The sequence below is a fragment of the Chelativorans sp. genome (assembly GCF_031180965.1).
In the GTDB taxonomy this organism is placed as follows: Bacteria; Pseudomonadota; Alphaproteobacteria; order Rhizobiales; family Rhizobiaceae; genus Chelativorans.
In genome coordinates this window covers 46,197-62,691 of sequence record NZ_JAPSLH010000022.1, presented here as the reverse complement: position 1 = coordinate 62,691, position 16,495 = coordinate 46,197, and the positions used below count along the sequence as shown (strand labels likewise).

15 protein-coding genes and 1 pseudogene are annotated in these 16,495 nt (G+C 64.8%); 8 read left to right on the top strand and 8 right to left on the bottom strand.

From position 1 onward, the window contains the following. Window positions 1-144: 144 nt before the first annotated feature. Entirely contained in the window at window positions 145-339 is a 195-nt protein-coding gene (locus RIN79_RS15875) for a DUF1127 domain-containing protein (RefSeq protein ID WP_309085646.1), read from the top strand. Window positions 340-474: 135 nt separating this feature from the next. After that, window positions 475-1,131 (top strand): DUF2161 family putative PD-(D/E)XK-type phosphodiesterase, encoded by a 657-nt coding sequence (locus RIN79_RS15870; protein ID WP_309085663.1) that lies wholly within the window; start codon window positions 475-477, stop codon window positions 1,129-1,131. A 106-nt stretch (window positions 1,132-1,237) separates the two neighbouring features. Here RIN79_RS15870 and RIN79_RS15865 read toward each other — a convergent pair whose 3' ends face one another. The 5 genes from RIN79_RS15865 to ytfQ all read right to left on the bottom strand — a co-directional run bounded on the left by RIN79_RS15865 (window position 1,238) and on the right by ytfQ (window position 6,589). Then, complete coding sequence (locus RIN79_RS15865) at window positions 1,238-1,984, bottom strand: FadR/GntR family transcriptional regulator (protein WP_375165951.1); 747 nt, start codon at window positions 1,982-1,984, stop codon at window positions 1,238-1,240. Continuing rightward, complete coding sequence (gene yjfF, locus RIN79_RS15860) at window positions 1,981-2,967, bottom strand: galactofuranose ABC transporter, permease protein YjfF (protein WP_309085644.1); 987 nt, start codon at window positions 2,965-2,967, stop codon at window positions 1,981-1,983. Before yjfF ends, RIN79_RS15865 begins: the two co-directional genes overlap by 4 nt. Next, window positions 2,964-4,001 (bottom strand): ABC transporter permease, encoded by a 1,038-nt coding sequence (locus tag RIN79_RS15855; RefSeq protein WP_309085643.1) that lies wholly within the window; start codon window positions 3,999-4,001, stop codon window positions 2,964-2,966. Before RIN79_RS15855 ends, yjfF begins: the two co-directional genes overlap by 4 nt. Beyond that, complete coding sequence (gene ytfR / locus RIN79_RS15850) at window positions 3,998-5,521, bottom strand: galactofuranose ABC transporter, ATP-binding protein YtfR (protein WP_309085642.1); 1,524 nt, start codon at window positions 5,519-5,521, stop codon at window positions 3,998-4,000. The genes RIN79_RS15855 and ytfR overlap by 4 nt, the downstream gene beginning before the upstream one ends. A gap of 105 nt (window positions 5,522-5,626) precedes the next feature. Next, window positions 5,627-6,589, bottom strand: coding sequence for a galactofuranose ABC transporter, galactofuranose-binding protein YtfQ (ytfQ, locus tag RIN79_RS15845; protein WP_309085641.1), 963 nt, complete (start codon window positions 6,587-6,589; stop codon window positions 5,627-5,629). A gap of 254 nt (window positions 6,590-6,843) precedes the next feature. Here ytfQ and RIN79_RS15840 point away from each other — a divergent pair, with 254 nt between their 5' ends. Together RIN79_RS15840 and RIN79_RS15835 are read left to right on the top strand one after the other, a co-directional pair. Continuing rightward, entirely contained in the window at window positions 6,844-8,025 is a 1,182-nt protein-coding gene (locus RIN79_RS15840; RefSeq protein ID WP_309085640.1) for an acyl-CoA dehydrogenase family protein, read from the top strand. Window positions 8,026-8,036: 11 nt separating this feature from the next. After that, complete coding sequence (locus tag RIN79_RS15835; RefSeq protein ID WP_309085639.1) at window positions 8,037-10,124, top strand: ATP-binding protein; 2,088 nt, start codon at window positions 8,037-8,039, stop codon at window positions 10,122-10,124. 30 nt (window positions 10,125-10,154) lie between these two features. Here the strand turns inward: RIN79_RS15835 and RIN79_RS15830 are convergent, their stop codons facing one another. Continuing rightward, window positions 10,155-10,817, bottom strand: a complete 663-nt coding sequence (locus RIN79_RS15830) for an AMP-binding protein (RefSeq protein ID WP_309085638.1) — start codon at window positions 10,815-10,817, stop codon at window positions 10,155-10,157. A 37-nt stretch (window positions 10,818-10,854) separates the two neighbouring features. Here RIN79_RS15830 and RIN79_RS15825 point away from each other — a divergent pair, with 37 nt between their 5' ends. Then, window positions 10,855-11,106: a hypothetical protein gene (locus RIN79_RS15825; protein WP_309085637.1), complete on the top strand. Its 252-nt coding sequence runs from the start codon at window positions 10,855-10,857 to the stop codon at window positions 11,104-11,106. Between the two features lie 41 nt (window positions 11,107-11,147). Here the strand turns inward: RIN79_RS15825 and RIN79_RS15820 are convergent, their stop codons facing one another. Next, on the bottom strand, window positions 11,148-12,011 hold the full coding sequence (locus RIN79_RS15820; RefSeq protein WP_375165950.1) for a transglycosylase SLT domain-containing protein: 864 nt from the start codon (window positions 12,009-12,011) through the stop codon (window positions 11,148-11,150). 454 nt (window positions 12,012-12,465) lie between these two features. Here RIN79_RS15820 and RIN79_RS15815 point away from each other — a divergent pair. Both RIN79_RS15815 and RIN79_RS15810 read left to right on the top strand, forming a co-directional pair. Beyond that, window positions 12,466-12,618, top strand: a pseudogene (locus RIN79_RS15815) (aldehyde dehydrogenase family protein); the annotation flags it as partial. A gap of 263 nt (window positions 12,619-12,881) precedes the next feature. Further along, window positions 12,882-13,952, top strand: coding sequence for a Gfo/Idh/MocA family oxidoreductase (locus RIN79_RS15810; RefSeq protein WP_309085636.1), 1,071 nt, complete (start codon window positions 12,882-12,884; stop codon window positions 13,950-13,952). 6 nt (window positions 13,953-13,958) lie between these two features. Here the strand turns inward: RIN79_RS15810 and RIN79_RS15805 are convergent, their stop codons facing one another. Next, entirely contained in the window at window positions 13,959-15,104 is a 1,146-nt protein-coding gene (locus tag RIN79_RS15805) for a Gfo/Idh/MocA family oxidoreductase (RefSeq protein ID WP_309085635.1), read from the bottom strand. Window positions 15,105-15,222: 118 nt separating this feature from the next. On the opposite strand from RIN79_RS15805, the gene RIN79_RS15800 reads away from it, so the two are divergent. Continuing rightward, a complete protein-coding gene (locus RIN79_RS15800; RefSeq protein WP_309085634.1) occupies window positions 15,223-16,473 on the top strand; it encodes a cellulase family glycosylhydrolase in 1,251 nt (416 codons plus the stop codon). Window positions 16,474-16,495 lie beyond the last annotated feature (22 nt).

Below are 16,495 nucleotides of genomic sequence, written 5' to 3'. Positions count from 1 at the left end.
AGACCGGCACGACTCCTTAATGCCTGCGACAGGCCTGGCTTCGCAGCCAGTTACAGGTTCGGTTGGACGAAGATCGTGTTATGTAATAACATTGCCGTTGCTATGAGACCCCCTATCACGAGAATCGCAACTGGAACCATCAGCATGGCCTCCCGACACGGCGTGCAGCGGCAGCCCCCACCAGAGCTTGTGGCGCGGATCCTTGGCTGGATCCGGCGGCGGTTGGCGATGCGGCGCAACCGGCTGATACTGCGCGAATTGTCCGACGAGCAGCTGCGGGACATCGCGGTGTCGCGCTGCGGCAGTCCCGAACTTTACCGGCGCCTGCGCGAGGAGTAGCCGTCGAGGTTTCCCTCGCGGCGTCCGGGAACGGCCGAACAGCAGGGGAGGCAACCATGCCTCCTCTGCTAAAGTGCGCTTCATCGATTCGCCCGTCCCGCCTGCCGGGCCGGACGGAGATGAGGAGGGATAGAACTGGAAACCTCGCTTTATCGGCCGGTCAAATCATTCCTCGAGAGCTTGGGCTTCAGCGTCAAGGGGGAGATCGGAGGCTGCGATCTCGTCGCCGTCAAAGGGGACAGCCCGCCGATCGTCGTGATCGGCGAGATGAAGCTGAGCTTCAATCTCGAGCTGGTGCTGCAAGGCGTCGACCGTGCCGCCGCCTGCGACGAGGTCTGGCTTGCCGCCCGGCTGTCGGCGCGCGGCAAGGGTCGCGAGAGCGATGCCAGGTTTCGCAATCTCTGCCGGCGGCTCGGCTTCGGCATGCTGGGCGTGACCGCCGGAGGTGATGTGCAGGTTCTCGTCAGCCCCACGGCGCCGACACCACGCCGCGACGCGCGCCGCCGGTCGCGCCTCGTTGAAGAGCATCGCCGCCGCCAAGGCGATCCCGTGCCTGGTGGAGGGACCCGGGCGCCGATCATGACGGCCTATCGCCAGCAGGCGCTCGCCTGTGCCGCGGCAATGGCAGACGGTCCCAAGCGGCCGCGGGATCTCAAGGAGACGATCCTCGAAGCCCCGAAGATCCTGCGCCACAATGTCTATGGCTGGTTCACGCGCGTCGACCGGGGCATCTATGATCTCACGGAAGCAGGCCGGGATGCCCTGTCGCGTTGGCCAATGTCCACCGCCTGACCGCCGCGGCACCCGCTGCGACCACAGTTCGGTCCGGGACGAACATTGGTTGCCACTTGGGCCCGCGCCTAGCGCCTGGTGCGCCCCGGAAGCCTTCAGGCATAGTTCAATCGGGGACGAAGGGTCCCTGCATGCGAGCGAGCGCCTGGTCCCGGCCGGTCAGGATGACCTGCCGCATGGCGGCCGCGGCCGCCTCGCCGTCGCCCCTCGCGATCGCCTCGGCTATGGACCGGTGCGAGTTGCCGATCGTCTCGACCTCGCGCGAGGGAACGTCCGGCGAACTCAGCCCGAACGCGCCGATCAGCGCGGCCTCGATAAGGGTGCCGACGCCATACATGAAGGGGTTTTCCGAGGCGTGCAGGACCGTCAGATGAAAGCGCAGATCCGCGAGGATCAGCTCGTTGTGGGAGCGGGCAGAGACCATGTCCTCGGACAGGGCAAGAAGCCATTCGATATTTTGCGGGCTGGCGCGCTCGGCAGCAAGGCTCGCGGCATGAGGTTCGAAGGAAAGCCGCATCTCGCTAAGATGCATCACGAAACTGGTGTCTATGCCGCGGTCGATGTGCCAGGCCAAAACGTCCGCATCGAACATGTTCCACTGCCGGCTTTCCGTCACCCGCGTGCCGATGCGCGCGCGTGGCACCACAAGGCCCTTGGCCGACAGCGTCTTCATCGCCTCGCGCAGGACGGTGCGCGAGACATGGAAGCGCTCGGCCAGTTCGCTGTCGCCCGGCAGGATGCTGCCCACGGGATAGGTGCCGTCCACGATCGCCTTGCCGATCTCGTTCACCACATGGGAGTGGCTCGTGCGCCGCGCAGCACCTGAAATGGCGGTCTCAAGCAGTCCCATCAACGCCCATGCGCATGGTCAAGCGCCACCCTGTTCCTGGACGAGACCCACAGAATGCCCTTTTGCAGGAAGATGAAGGCGAAGAGCAAGATGCCGATCACGATCTTCGTCCACCAGCTGGAAAGCGTGCCGTCGAAGGTGATGTAGGTCTGGATAAGACCCGTGATGAGGATGCCGACGAAGGTTCCCGCGATGAACCCGCTGCCGCCGGTAAGCAGCGTGCCGCCGATGACGACGGCGGCGATGGCGTCCAGTTCCACGCCGACGGCGGAGAGCGAATAACCGGCGCTGGTGTAGAGCGAGAAGACGATGCCCGAGAGACCGGCGAGCAGGCCCGACAAGGCATAGATGGCGATAGTGGTCTGGCCGACGGCGACGCCCATCAGCCGCGCCGTCGCCGCGCCGCCGCCCAGAGCATAGACATTGGCGCCGAAGCGGGTGCGGTGGGCCAGAAGGATGCCCGCGAGGAACACGAGCAGCATCAGGACGCCGATCAGGGTCAGCCGGCCTCCGCCCGGCATGCGCCAGTAGAGCGACTGCAGAACGTCATAGAAGGGATGCGCGACCGGAATGGAATCGATCGACAGCACGAAAGCCATGCCGCGCGCGAGGAACATGCCGGCCAGCGTCACGATGAAGGGCGGCATTTCGAGATAGTGGATCACCGCGCCCATCGCCGCGCCGAAAAGGGTGGAGATCACAAGCGCAAGCGCAAAGACGGTGAGCGGATGCAGGCCCGTCCCGGCGAGCAGCACGGCGATGAAAACGCTTGTGAATGCGATGACCGAGCCGATGGAAAGATCGATGCCGCCGGACAGGATGACGAAGGTCATGCCCACCGCGGCAATGCCGAGAAAGGCGTTGTCGGTGAAAAGATTGCCGATCACGCGCGTGGAAAGCATCGCGGGGAACTGCGCGTAGCAGAGCGTGTAAGCGAGGAGGAAGATGAGGGTCGTGGCCGCCAGCGGGAGGTAGCGCGACTTCATGGCGCCGATCCCTCCTTGCGCTCCTTGGGCAGGAACTCCGCCGGCTCCGGCGGCCGGATGCGCCAGAACAGCATCCCCATCCGGATGGCCGGCGACTGGATCAGCAGGATCAGCATGATGATCACGGCCTTGATGATCAGGTTGAACTCCGGCGGAAACCCCGAAAGCAGGATGCCCGTATTGATCGACTGGATGATCATGGCGCCGATCAGGGAACCGAGGAGCGTGAAGCGTCCGCCGAGCAACGAGGTGCCGCCGAGCACGACGGCAAGGATCGCGTCGAGCTCCAGCCAAAGGCCGGCATTGTTGGCGTCGGCACCCCGGATATCCGCGGTCACGATGATGCCGGCGACCGCCGCGCAGAGCCCCGAAGCCATGTAGACGGTGACGAGCAGCACCCGGCTGTTGACGCCGGAAAGCGAGCTCGCACGGCGGTTGACGCCGATCGCCTCGATCAGCAGGCCAAGTGCGGTTTTGCGCACGATCAGCGTGGCGAGAATGCCGGCGCCGACCCAAAGGATGACTGGCATTGGCAGGCCCAGAAAGGACCCGCTGCCGAAGAACGCGAGCCCCGGATCGGAGAAGGTGACAATCACGCCCTCGGTGATAAGCTGCGCTATGCCGCGCCCCGCCACCATCAGGATGAGCGTGGCGACGATGGGCTGCATGCCGAGCACGGCTACGAGGAAGCCGTTCCAGACGCCGCAGAGGACGCCCACGGCAAGGGCCGCCAGTATGGCGGTCGCCGTGCTCTCGCCGGCGGCTACGGCCGATGCCGCGACCGCCCCGCAAATCGCCATCACGGCACCCACCGAAAGATCGATGCCTTTCGTGGCGATGACCAAAGTCATGCCGATGGCGAGCAATGCCACGGGCGCGCCGCGGTTGAGCACGTCGACGAGGCTGCCGTAGAGCCGCCCGTTCTGGAAGGTCAGATCCAGGAATTGCGGGAATACCGCTGTGTTGAGCGCCAGGATGATCAGGAGCGTCGCGATCTGGGGCAGGAAGCGGCGGAGCGCGCCGGCATCGCTCATCGGGCGTCCTCCGTCGGCCTTTCGGCGGCGATGGCGCGCACGATGCTGTCCGTGTTGATCTCCTCGCCGACGAGCTCGGCCACATGCGCCCGGTCGCGCACCACGATCACCCGGTGCGAATAGGCCACCAGCTCTTCCAGTTCCGACGAGATGACGAGCAGCGACATGCCTTTTTCACACAGGCTCTCGATCAGGCGGATGATTTCCGCATGGGCACCCACATCGATGCCGCGGGTCGGCTCGTCGAGGATGAGGAATTCCGGGTTGGTGGCGAGCCAGCGGGCGAGGATGGCCTTCTGCTGGTTGCCGCCGGAAAGGAGGCGGATCGGCTTTTCCCGGTCGCTCGTGCGTATGTCGAGCGCCTTGATGAAGCGGTCGGCGATCTCGATCTGCTCCTGCCGCGGCAGCGGCCGCGACCACCCGCGCCGCGCCTGCAGCGCCAGGATGATGTTTTCGCGCACGGAAAGATCGCCGATGATGCCGTCGGTCTTGCGGTCCTCTGGGCAGAAGCCGAACCCTTCCGCAATGGCCGCCCGAGGCGAAGCGAGATCCAGTTTCCTGCCCTCCTTCTCCGCTGTTCCGCTGTCGTGCGGGCGGACGCCGAAGATCACTTCAGCCGTCTCGGTGCGGCCGGAGCCCAGGAGTCCGGCAACCCCCACCACCTCGCCCCGGCGGACATCGAGATCGAAGGGCTGTACCGCGCCCGCGCGGCCGAAATCGCGGAATCGGTAGGCAGGCGGTGCGTCGTTCGGCCGGTCGGCCGCGTGATGGCGGGTCTCCTGCGAAAGCTCGTGCCCGAGCATCATTGTGACCAGTTCGATGCGCTTGATTTCGGCTGTCCTGCGCGTGCCGACCAGCCGCCCGTTGCGCAGCACCGTGATGCGGTCGGAAAGCTCGAACACCTGGTCGAGGAAATGGGTGATGAAGATGATGCCGAGCCCTTGCTCGCGCAGCCGCCGGACGATGTCGAAGACCAGGCGCACTTCCTGCGCATCAAGGCTGGCGGTGGGCTCGTCCAGGACGAGGATCCGGCCGGAAAGGTCGACCGCGCGCGCGATCGCCACGATCTGCTGAACGGCGACCGAATAGGAGGAGAGCTCCCGCGTTACGTCTATGTCGAGGCCGTAGCGGGAAAGCAGCGCCCGCGCCTTCGCATTCAGCTCGCGCACGCTTACCATGCCGAAGCGGCGCGGCTGGCGGCCGAGATAGAGATTTTCGGCCACTGTGAGATTGGGCAGGAGGTTCACCTCCTGGTAAACGGTGCCGATGCCGAGCGCCTGGGCCTCGAATGTGTCGCGCGGATCAAAGGGGCGCCCGTCGAGCAGGATCTCGCCCGAGTCGCGGCGATATGCTCCGGTCAGGCACTTGATGAGGGTCGACTTCCCCGCGCCATTCTCCCCGAGCAAGGCGTGCACCTCGCCCGCCCTCAGGGTGAAATCCACCCGGTCAAGCGCCAGTGCGCCAGGAAAGCTTTTCGTGAGGCTTTCGACGCTGAGCAATGTCCCCTGAGGCTTTTCCACGGCCGGTCCTCCCGCGAAATTTCGCGCGACGCGCGGGCATCAGTTCATCACGAAGGCTGCAAGAAAGAAACAGGCGGGCCCGAAGCCCGCCTGCGGAACGCCGGCCTAGTAGCCGAGGTTCTTCTTTTCCTCGTAAACCTTCTGCGGATCGTCGGCCTGGGTGTAGAGCTTCGATTCGGTCTGGATCCACTTCGGCGGAACGGTGCCGTTGTTGAGATAAGCTTCCAGAGCGTCGAAGGCCGGACCGGCCATGTTCGGCGTGAGCTCGACCGTGGCATTGGCCTCGCCCGCCGCAAGCGCCTGGAAAATGTCCGGCACCGCGTCGATGGAGACGACGAGGATGTCCTCGCCAGGCTTCAACCCGGCTTCCTTGATGGCCTGGATGGCGCCCAGCGCCATGTCGTCATTGTGGGCATAGAGCGCGCAGATGTTCTTGCCACCGCCTTCGGCCTTGAGGAAGCTTTCCATCACTTCCTTGCCCTTGGCGCGGGTGAAATCGCCGGTCTGGCTGCGGACGATCTTGAAGTTCGCCTTGCCGGCGATCGCTTCCTCAAAACCCTTCTTGCGGGCGATGGCGGGCGAGGAGCCGGTCGTGCCCTGGAGCTCAACGATGTTGCACTCCTTGTCGCCGACATTGTTCACCAGCCATTCGCCGGCTACCTTGCCCTCGTGGACGAGGTCCGAGGTGACGGCGGTGAGATAAAGGTCCTCGGAGGCGGCCACGGTGCGGTCGAGCAGGATGACAGGGATCTCCGCATCCTTGGCTTCTTCCAGCACTGAATCCCAGCCGGTCTCAACGACCGGGGCAAGGAAGATCGCGTCCACGCCCTGGGCGATGAAGGAGCGCAGTGCCTTGATCTGGTTTTCCTGCTTCTGCTGGGCATCGGAGAACTTGAGATCGACGCCGCGCTTCTCCGCCTCCTGGCGGGTGACAGTCGTCTCGGCGGCGCGCCAGCCGGACTCGGAGCCGATCTGCGAAAAACCAACCGTCAGGGCCGAAGCCGCGGACGCACCAAGGACGGCCGACGCGAGCAGTGTCGCGCCAGCAAGAGCTGACTTGAAGAGCATGATTTCCTCCCGAATGGACGCTGCGATGCAGCGTTCGTGAACAAATCATATTGTATTACTTTTGTAAAGCGGCGGATTTCATCTCTGGTGCATCGTGACGAAAGGCTGGATTTTTGGAACTGGTACGATCCTAATGGATTAAGCACTCCAGCGGAGGGCCGGCGGTTGGAAAGTGGCTCCCTTACAGATAAGAGATCGGCGGAATTGGCCTACATGCGCGTGCTTACCCGTTTTCAGGTGTAGCCAGGCGGCGCATGAACAAGGAGCGAGCGCGCGTGGAACCACTTCCATCCAGTATTGAAGCCTTGCGTCGGAAAGCAGCCGAATTGTCCGCTTCCGTGATTGCCGTCGACTGCGACGCAGTCGATCACGATGGGAAGTGGCCCGCGCACGGTTTGAAAGCTTTGGCGGATGCAGGGCTGATGGGCCTGCATGTGCCTGAACGCCTCGGGGGCCATGGGCAGGGGCTTCTCGCGCTTGCGGTCGTCACCGAGGAGCTTGGCCGCAGTTGCAGCTCGACCGCCATGTGTTTTGGAATGCATAGCGTGGCCACGAAGGTGCTGGCGACTAAGGCGACGCCGTTTCACGAAGAACACTTTCTCCGGCCGATCGCGGAGGGCAAGCACATCACCTCCCTTGCGCTCAGCGAGCCGGGGACCGGGGCATTCTTCTTCCTGCCGCGCACCCAGTTTCGCGTCGAGGCCGAGGACGTGGTTCTGGATGGCCAGAAGAGCTTCGTGACCAGCGGAGGCCACGCGGATTCCTACGTGATGTCGGCGGTCCCGCCCGGTTCCGAGCTCGACCCGGGCACCTTCACCTGTTTCGTGGTCGAAGGGAACCGAACCGGTCTGCAGTGGCTGCAGGACTGGGAAGGCTTCGGCATGCGCGGCAACAGTTCGCGCGGCGTTCGCCTCGACCAGGTACGCATCCCGAAAGCAAATCTCCTGGGCTCGGAAGGCGACCAGATCTGGTACGTCTTCGAGGTCGTCGCCCCATATTTCATCATCGGCATGTCAGCCGTCTATCTGGGCATAGCGCAGGCCGCGCTGGACCTCACGATCGCCCATCTGAAGGAGCGCTCGCACCAGCACACCGGCGAGAGCCTGAGCAATGTACCGGTCATCGCGCACCAGGTGGCCGAGATGTGGATGCAGGTGCAGCGGTCCCGGCAGCTCGTCCACCACGCAGCTCGGCTGGGCGATGCGGGCGACCCGGAGACGGCGCTGGCGCTCTTCGCCGCCAAGGCGGATATAGCGGAGATGGCCACCTCCGTGACGCAGGAGGCAATGATCCTCGCCGGCGGCCGCGGCTACGGCAAGAACAGCGCCGTCACGCGGCTGATGAGGGATGCCCAAGCCTCGCATGTGATGGCGCCCACGACGCAGTTGCTGAAGACCTGGCTTGGCCGTTCTCTCCTGGGACTACCCCCCTTATAGGAGCACAGATCATGCACGCGGCGCGGCCTTTTCTTGTGCTCTTCATGGGCGAAGCGGCAGATGCGGCCCGGCTTCGCTCCGCCACCGCCGGCATGCCTGACCTAACGCTTGAACCGGCGGACTACGACCCCGCCGCGCCCGAGCGGCTTGAGCCGCGGTTGCGTGCCTCGCTGCCCGATGCGGCCGTGATTGGCCCCAACCTGCCCAATCCGCTGAACCTGGCGCGTCATCTTCGCCAGGTAAGCCCGCGAACGCAGATCGTCTTCCTGCTTCCACCGGAACGCATCGACCGGCTCCGGGCGAGCCTTCCCTTCGTTCCCAATCTGGGCGCATCCTGGACGGTGAGCACCGAAGCCGCGCCGGAGAATATCGCGGCAGTGCTGCGCGAAGCGGCCAGCGCCGCCCGCGAGCGGGCCAATATGGAAACGCTGTTCGGCCGCATAAACCTGCAGCTGGCCGCCGGGGCTCGCACGGCCGAAGGCCAGTTGCGCCGGACACAGCTTGCCATGTCGGAACGCTATCTGGCGACCCTCCTCAGCCAATCGCCGGACGCATTCATCGCCATAGGGGAGGAGGGGAGTCTCATCGCGTGGAACGAAGCGGCACGTCACCTCCTCGGCATCGGTTCCGACGAGGCGATAGGCCTGCCGGCCGTGCAGCTGTTCCCGGAGCAGTCCCGCGAGGAGATCGCGCATCTGATCGAAGCTGCGCGAGGCGACGAGATCATACGCCACCGGGAAATCCCCCTCAGGACGGAGGGCGACAAAGTCCTCGTCCATGGCGAGATCAGCCTGGCGCCTATCCACGACGAGAGCGGCAGGGTTGCCAGCGTCTCGATGACGGTGCGGGACATCACGGCACGCAGGCGCGCCGAAGAGGAGTTGCGCCAGCTCAACCAGACGCTGGCGCAGCGGATCGCGGAGGCGGTGGCAGAGCGCGAGCAAGCGGAAGAAGCGCTGCGTCAGGCGCAGAAGATGGAGGCACTGGGCCAGCTTACCGGAGGCATCGCGCACGATTTCAACAACATGCTGGCCGTGGTGATCGGCTCGCTCGACCTGCTGACCCGGCGCATTGGCACCGACCCGCGGGCGCGCCGCTACGTCGACGCCGCGACGGAAGGAGCGCGCAGGGCCGCTACCCTCACGCAGCGGCTCCTGGCCTTTGCGCGCCAGCAGCCCCTCAATCCCGAGCCCATCGAGGTGAACAAGCTTGTGGCGGGCATGTCGGACCTTTTGGCTCATTCGCTCGGCTCCGATATCCGCCTCGAAACGGTCCTCGCCGGCGGGCTGTGGCGGACCTATGCCGACCCCAACCAGCTCGAGAGCGCCCTGCTGAACCTGGCGGTCAACGCGCGGGACGCCATGCCGGACGGCGGGCGCCTCACGATCGAGACGCAGAACGCGTTTCTCGACGCGCGCTATGCCGCTGCGCATCTCGGCGTCGCGGAAGGTCAATATGTGCTTGTTGCCGTCACCGATACGGGAACGGGGATCCCGCCGGAAGTGCTCGGAAAGGTCTTCGACCCGTTCTTCACGACCAAGGAGGTAGGTAAGGGAACGGGCCTGGGCCTCAGCCAGGTTTATGGCTTTGTGAAGCAGACCGGCGGCCACGTGAAGATCTACTCCGAGCCTGGTCAGGGCACGACGGTCAAAATCTATCTGCCGCGCTACGTCGCCGCGGAAACCGAAGCGGACCAGGAGGAAGCCTCATCAGAGCTTCCGTCCGGCGAGCTCGAGGAGGTCGTGCTCGTCGTCGAGGATGAGCCCGCCGTGCGCCGGTTCAGCGTCGATGCGCTCACCGAACTTGGCTACCGCGTGCTGGAAGCCGACGGTGCCAAGGCGGCCCTTCGCCTCATCGACGCGCATCCGGAGATCGCTCTGCTCTTCACCGATATCGTCATGCCCGACGTCAACGGCCAGAAGCTCGCCAAGGAGGCGCGTTTGCGCCGCCCCGACCTGAAGGTTCTCTTCACCACCGGCTATACGCGCAACGCGGTTGTTCACAACGGGGTTCTCGATCCGGGCGTGGAGCTGATCGCCAAGCCGTTCACCATAAACGAACTCGCCGCGCGGGTGCGGGCTGTGCTGGATTCGCGCTGAACAGGTGACGGCGCAGAACGGCCCGCTGTCTCAGCCAGGCACGCCGAACCGGGACTTGGCGTCTTCGACCAGCTTCGCCTTCTGCACCTTACCGCTGGCGGTCAGGCCAAGTCCGTCGAAAGAGGGCACGATCGCAAAGTGCCGCGGCAGCTTGAAGCCGGCGATCCGCCGCCCCGCCCATTGCGCGATCTCTTCGACCGTTGCTTCCGCCCCTTCCCTGAGAACGATATAGGCCGCGGGCACTTCCATCAGGCGCGGGTCGGGGACGCCGACCACCTGCGCCTGCGCCACCGCGGGATGTGTGACGAAGACATCCTCGATCTCGCTCGGGGAAACATTCTCGCCGCCGACGCGGATGATCTCTTTTATGCGCGACAGGAAGCGTATGCGGCCGTCTGGGCGCATGATGCCCGCGTCCCCGGTGCGCAGGAAGCCGTCGCTGGTGAAAGCCTTGGCCGTCTCTTCAGGTCTGTCGTAATAGCCGACCATGACCGACCATCCCCGCACCTGGATTTCTCCGGACGTTTCGTAACCCAGTGGTGTGCCGCTTTCCGGGTCGGCGATGCGGACTTCGAGCCCCTCGTGGGGCCGCATCCACCCCGCTATTCTTTCCTCGCTCGGATAGGCGTATCCGAGATCGCGACATTTTGCCGCCAAGCCGAGCCGGATCGGCCAGAGCGAAGCTGCGGCCATTGCCGAACTCGCGGCTGCGGGCGGTGGGAGGGCGGTGGTGGGACTGTTCGGCGAAAGCGCCGCGGGCGCTCTGGTCCGGATGCGGATGGCCAGCGACCTGGCGCGGAAGGCCGATCTGTTTGCCTCCGAACTGGGCTTCCATGAGACGCTTGCGGACAGCTATCTGCGCGAGCCGCTTCGCCTGGTGGAGGGAGGTTTCCTCGCGCCTCCTTCGCTGCATCTGGCGTCGAGCATCGATTGGGAAAAGCTGGAGCGACTGGCACAGGCGTCCGAAACATTGCAGGCGTAACCACAGGCGCTGTGGAGCGTCACCTGCGTGAAAGGAGCCGCTCAGTTGTTCCGCAATACGATGCAAGCGCCGCCCGCGCTGCGCAGCCGCTCGCAGGTCTTTTCCGCTTCCGCCCGGCTGTCCGCACCGATGCGCACGGCATAAACGCCTCTGGCACCCCGCGGGGAGCGAGCCCGGCTTACCACAGGCCGGTGATCCGCAAGGACCTCGGGCACCTGCCGGCGCATCCGCTCCCACATGCGGATGGCGACATCGCGCCGGAAATGGCCGGCCACCTGGATGCCCCAGGGCTTGGTGTGAACGCTCGCCATTGCCGTGACGGCGCGCGCCGTCACCGGCAGCTTGCGGCAGGCCTCGTCAAAAGGTTTTTTCGGGTCCAGCGGCGGAACCACGACCTTGACGCCCGGACCGATAAGCTGGTCAGCCGGCGTGCCGACGATGTCGAGGACGTAGTTCTCCGTCTCCAGAGGGAGAAAACCGCCATTCGACAGCCAGCGCGAGACGCGGGATTCGCCGGCATTATATGCAGCCGCGGCGAGGCCGACATTCCCGAACCTGTCCTCCAGTTCCGCCAGATATTCGGCCGCGGCCGGAATGGCCTTTTCGATATCGAACGGGTCCGACAGTCCGCGCAGGCGCGCCGTCCCGGGCATGAACTGCGCGATCCCCTCCGCTCCCTTCGGGCTTACGGCATTCGGATCAAAGAGGCTTTCCTTCCAGATGAGACGCGCCAGAAAGTGCGGGGAGAGGCCTTTTTGGGTGCCGTGATCTTCGATCAGACGGCAGACACGGCTGACCAAGGGCTCCTCCTCGGCTTCGGCGGCGACAATGGGCAGCCGCATACCGGCGAACAGGAGCGCCGCCAGAACCAGGCCTATATATCGTCTTCCTGCCGACAAACGCATCGGAATCGGACGCCTCAGTTGCTGTTTATCTGTAGCCCGTGCAAGCTGCCACACCGTTAACAGGCGCTGCAGCAAACGGCAGCCTTATTATTCATCTAGTCGTCTAGACGACTAGATCATACTCCGGCGGACGCAACTTGTTCGCCTGATTTCGGATCAGCTGCCGGAACGACTGAGGCGCCGGAGCGCTATGGGTGCGCCGCCCAGCCCAGGCCATCTCCACCGGAAAGAGGCAATGGAACGGGGCAGGTACGCAGCCTATGCGCGATGAAAGGATGCTGGCGAGCCCCTCCGTCGCGGTCAGGACGAGGTCGGCGCCCCATAGCCTGCCTCCCTAGCACGTCCCTAACAAAGCTGAACGATGATGACAGGACCGATCGGAAATGTCGATCACACAAGCCAGGCGTGTCGCGTGTTCAAAAGGCGGGAAGGTCCGTCGAATCCCAAAGCCACGCTGCGCCTTGAATGCGGCTCGGCCTGGGTCAACAAGCATGGCGCCATCCAGCCGGATGCACCCTTCGGAGGCATGAAGTCGTCGGGGATCGGCGTCGAGTTCGGTGTCGAAGGCCTGAAGGAATATACTGTGCTCCAGACGGTTTATGTCTAGCCAAGCTCGGCTGGCAGACCGATCGGCCGTCAGGGGGTCAGCGCCCTCGGCCGCGTCGAGGGCGACGGCGACCACAGTGAGGGCACCCATTGGGCAAAATCGCATAACATCAATTATGGAACGGAATTGCTGGTCTTGTGCATGATGTGTCTGTGGAATGCGTGACCGTGCGGGTGCGCTTGCAGCCTCTTCCCAAGCGGAGCAGGAGCTTGAACCCGCGCGCATGAGGCATTAAGCCCGATGCAAGAGGGGCCGATGCCGAGATGAACGAGAGCGCGGGCGATAGCACATCCTTCGGCTGGGGAATCGTCGGAACCGGCGCGATCGCACATCAGTTCGCGGCGGATCTTGCTCACGCCCCCGGCGCGCGGCTCGCCGCCGTCCAGTCACGCTCCCCGGACAAGGCGCAAGCCTTCGCCGAGAGATTCCCATACACGAAGGCCTATGGTGATCTCGACGCGCTCCTTGCCGATCCCGATATCCGTGCCGTCTACATAGCCACGCCCAACGCGCTGCATGCCGAACAGGCGCTGCGCGCGATAGAGGCCGGCAAGCCCGTCCTGATCGAAAAACCCGTCGGCGTGTCGAGCGGGCAGGCGCAGGCGATAGAGAGCGCCGCCCGGGAACAGGGCGTCTTCGCGATGGAAGCGATGTGGAGCCGCTTCCTGCCCGCGATCCGCCATGCACGCGAAATAGTGCTCGCAGGCGCCATCGGCACAGTGAAGAGCCTGCGCGCCGATCTGTCTTACTACCGCCCGCAGGAGCCGGGCAGCCGCTTCTTCGCGCCCGACGGCGGAGGGGCGGCGCTCGATCTGGGCGTCTATCCGCTATCGCTCGCCATCCATTTCCTCGGGCTCCCCGAGCGCGTCTCCGGCGCGTGGCAGGCGGTGCAGACCGGAGTGGATCTGAGGATGCGCTTCGAGCTTTTCTATCCCGGGGCGAAGGCGACCGTCTCGTGCGGGCTGGATCGCACCGGCTCCAACTTGCTTGCCATCGAGGGCAGCGAGGGGACCCTGCAGATCCACGCGCCCTTCCTCAAGGCCCAGCGTATCTCGGTCTATTCCGCGCATCTGCGGCGGCTGCCGCTGCTTCGCCAGGATTTCAGAGGGCTCAACCGAGCGGCGAAGCTGGTGGACCGGATCGCCATGCCCGGCCACAGGCTCGCGGAATTCCCCTTTCCTGGCGGAGGACTTCAGTTCCAGGCCATGGCGGCCATGGAGGCGATCGGCCGCGGCGAGACCTCCTGTCCGGTGATGCCGCTTGCGCAGAGCGCGGCCGTGCTCAGGATCATCGAAACGGTTCGCGCCAACGGGCCGGTGGCCCGCCTCGACTGATCCGTCTCAAAAGCTGCTTTTCATGACATAAGGCTGCTCAAGGTCGCGGGCATTGTTGAGGGCGAGAGCGAGCTCCGTGACATGGAGGGCGCGGCTGCCGCCGAATTCCGGCTGCCGGCCGGCCCTGATGGCGTCTACCTGGGCGGCGATGCCTGCCGCAAAATCGATCTGCGAGGGAAAGGAAGGAAGGACGGGCTTTGCCGCATCGGCGGGATAGGCAAGCCGCCTGCCGGGCGCAGGCTTCCAGGGCAGCGCCTTTCCGAGCCATCCCTCGAAGCGATCCGCCAGGCGCACCGAAACTTTGCGCGCGCCCTCTGCCGGCTCCAGGAAGATTGCGGAGCGGTGGTCCCATAGGTCGCCGACAGTAAGAGTGCCCTCATCCCCCAGAACGGTCAGCGAGCGGTCGCGCGGGGCGGCGAGACCCGAGGTCAGGCGCGCGACGACGCCCGACCGGAACACCAGACATCCTACGGAGAAGTCCGGCCCCAGCATGACCTTGTCCGTGCCGGGGCCCTTGGCCGGAAAAGTGAGCGCGGAGAAGGCCGTCAGCTTCTCCACGGGGCCGAAGAGGGTGGTGAGCCAGGAGAGCGCGTAGCCCGCGTGCTCGAGCGTGCAGCCAACCTCGAATTCGTGCAGGCCCGGCCACTTCGCTCCGGATCGGGACCGCCATGTCTGCCACTTTCCGCGGAAGACCGGCCCGTCCTCCATCTCGGCATAGACGAGGCGCGGCTTGCCGATCTTCCCGGACGAGATCGTCTCGGCGGCCAGCCTGCAGGCAGCGCTGAGCGCATTGGCGGGGGCGCCGGCGAGCGTGAGGTTCCGCTCGGAGGCGAACTCCACCAACTCCTTCGCTTCCTCAAAGCGCATGGCCAGCGGCTTTTCGCAGTAGACGTGCTTGCCGTGCCGAAGCGCCCTGAAGGAGAGCTCGTAATGGAGTTCGGGGGGCGTGAGATTGACGACGATCTCCGGTTCGGGGTCCGTCAGAAGCGCGTCGAGATCGGCATAGGGCCGGACACGATAATAGTCGCAGAACTGACGCAGCCGCTCGCTATCGATATCGAAGGCGCCCGCAAGCTCCACCTGCGGGTGGTTGACCAGCGTCGTTATATAGTAGTCGGCGACGAAGCCCGTTCCCAGCAATGCGACCTTCATCCGTTTTCCTTACTCCGGCCCCTACGCCGCGCGCTGCCTTCGTGCCCGCCAGAATCGGGCATCAGACTTTCCTTTTGATGAACGGTATGACAGGAGTGCTGCAACAAGGCCGAAACCGATGGCATCTGTGCCGGCATCCATCAAGACCTGTCTCCTCGCTTTCGCGCTGCTGCTTTGCGCAGCCGCACCTTCCTCCGCCGCGAGTTTTTCGATGAAGCGGGGCATAAATCTCGACATCTGGACAACCTGGCCCGACGAGGAACGCTGGGGCGAAGAGGATGTCCTGCTGCCTTTCCCGGAATGGCGCCAGAGCTTGAAGGAAAGCGACCTGCAGGCCTTGAGGGAGGCTGGCTTCGACTTTGTCCGCATTCCCGTCGACCCCTCCCCTTTCCTCTCCGAGAAGACCACCGGCTCCCGGGACAAGCTGTTCGCCTCTGTTCTGGAATCGGTCCGCATGGTCAACGGAGCCGGGCTGAAAGCCGTCGTCGACATGCATCTCTTCCTGGCCGGCGGCAACCGCTCCATCGGCATGGCCGAGGTGATGGACGATGCGGGGATGTTCGACCGCTATGTGGATGTGGTCCGCCTGATGGGGGAGACCCTGTCCGGGGAAGATTCCTCGCTGGTCGCCTTCGAACTGATGAACGAGCCGGTGATCGACTGCGATGAAGACGGCACCAATCTCTGGCCGGAGCGCTTGAGGCGCCTCTACACGGCTGCCCGGAGCGCCGCCGCCCGGCTGACGCTGGTTCTGAGTGGCGCCTGCTACTCCGGCGCCGAGGCCCTGGCCAGGATCGACCCCACGGAATTTCCCGACGAAAACCTGATCTGGACCTTCCACTCCTACGCACCCTTCCTGCTCACCACGCAGGGCGCTACTTGGGCGGGAGACTTCATCCGGTATGTCACCGGCCTGCCCTACCCGCCCCACGCGGTCCCGCGCGCGGAGCTGGACGCGGCCCTGGAGGCGATCCGGCAGAAGATCAGGAGCGAGGCGCCCTGGGGCCGCAGAAACGCGATGCTCGCCTATCTCGATGAGCAGATCGCCACAATGGACACGAAGGAAGAGCTCGAAGCCTTGCTCGACGAGCCGTTCGAGATCGTCGATGCCTGGGCCAGGAAGTACGGTGTCGCGCCGCAGAACATCTTTCTTGGCGAGTTCGGCATGATCCGTCAGGAATATGGCAATCCCTACATCGTTCCGGCAGCGGCGCGCGCAGCCTATGCAAGGGACGTGATCCGCCGGGCGGAGAGCCGCGGTTATGCCTGGGCGATCTGGTCCTATGGCGGCGCCTTCGGCATTGTGGAGGAATTCGAAGGAAGAAAGGCGGAGCCAGGCGTGATGGAGATGATAAGGTCGCTCAGGTGACTGGGAGCATGACGCGGTTCGG

Bases quoted from the DNA above. Each gene is read 5' to 3' on its own strand.
- RIN79_RS15875 (WP_309085646.1), top strand. From the start codon at position 145: ATGGCCTCCCGACACGGCGTGCAGCGGCAGCCCCCACCAGAGCTTGTG.
- yjfF (WP_309085644.1), bottom strand. From the start codon at position 2,967: ATGAAGTCGCGCTACCTCCCGCTGGCGGCCACGACCCTCATCTTCCTC.
- RIN79_RS15855 (WP_309085643.1), bottom strand. From the start codon at position 4,001: ATGAGCGATGCCGGCGCGCTCCGCCGCTTCCTGCCCCAGATCGCGACG.
- ytfQ (WP_309085641.1), bottom strand. From the start codon at position 6,589: ATGCTCTTCAAGTCAGCTCTTGCTGGCGCGACACTGCTCGCGTCGGCC.
- RIN79_RS15840 (WP_309085640.1), top strand. From the start codon at position 6,844: ATGAACAAGGAGCGAGCGCGCGTGGAACCACTTCCATCCAGTATTGAA.
- RIN79_RS15835 (WP_309085639.1), top strand. From the start codon at position 8,037: ATGCACGCGGCGCGGCCTTTTCTTGTGCTCTTCATGGGCGAAGCGGCA.
- RIN79_RS15830 (WP_309085638.1), bottom strand. From the start codon at position 10,817: ATGGCCGCAGCTTCGCTCTGGCCGATCCGGCTCGGCTTGGCGGCAAAA.
- RIN79_RS15820 (WP_375165950.1), bottom strand. From the start codon at position 12,011: ATGCGTTTGTCGGCAGGAAGACGATATATAGGCCTGGTTCTGGCGGCG.
- RIN79_RS15810 (WP_309085636.1), top strand. From the start codon at position 12,882: ATGAACGAGAGCGCGGGCGATAGCACATCCTTCGGCTGGGGAATCGTC.
- RIN79_RS15805 (WP_309085635.1), bottom strand. From the start codon at position 15,104: ATGAAGGTCGCATTGCTGGGAACGGGCTTCGTCGCCGACTACTATATA.
- RIN79_RS15800 (WP_309085634.1), top strand. From the start codon at position 15,223: ATGGCATCTGTGCCGGCATCCATCAAGACCTGTCTCCTCGCTTTCGCG.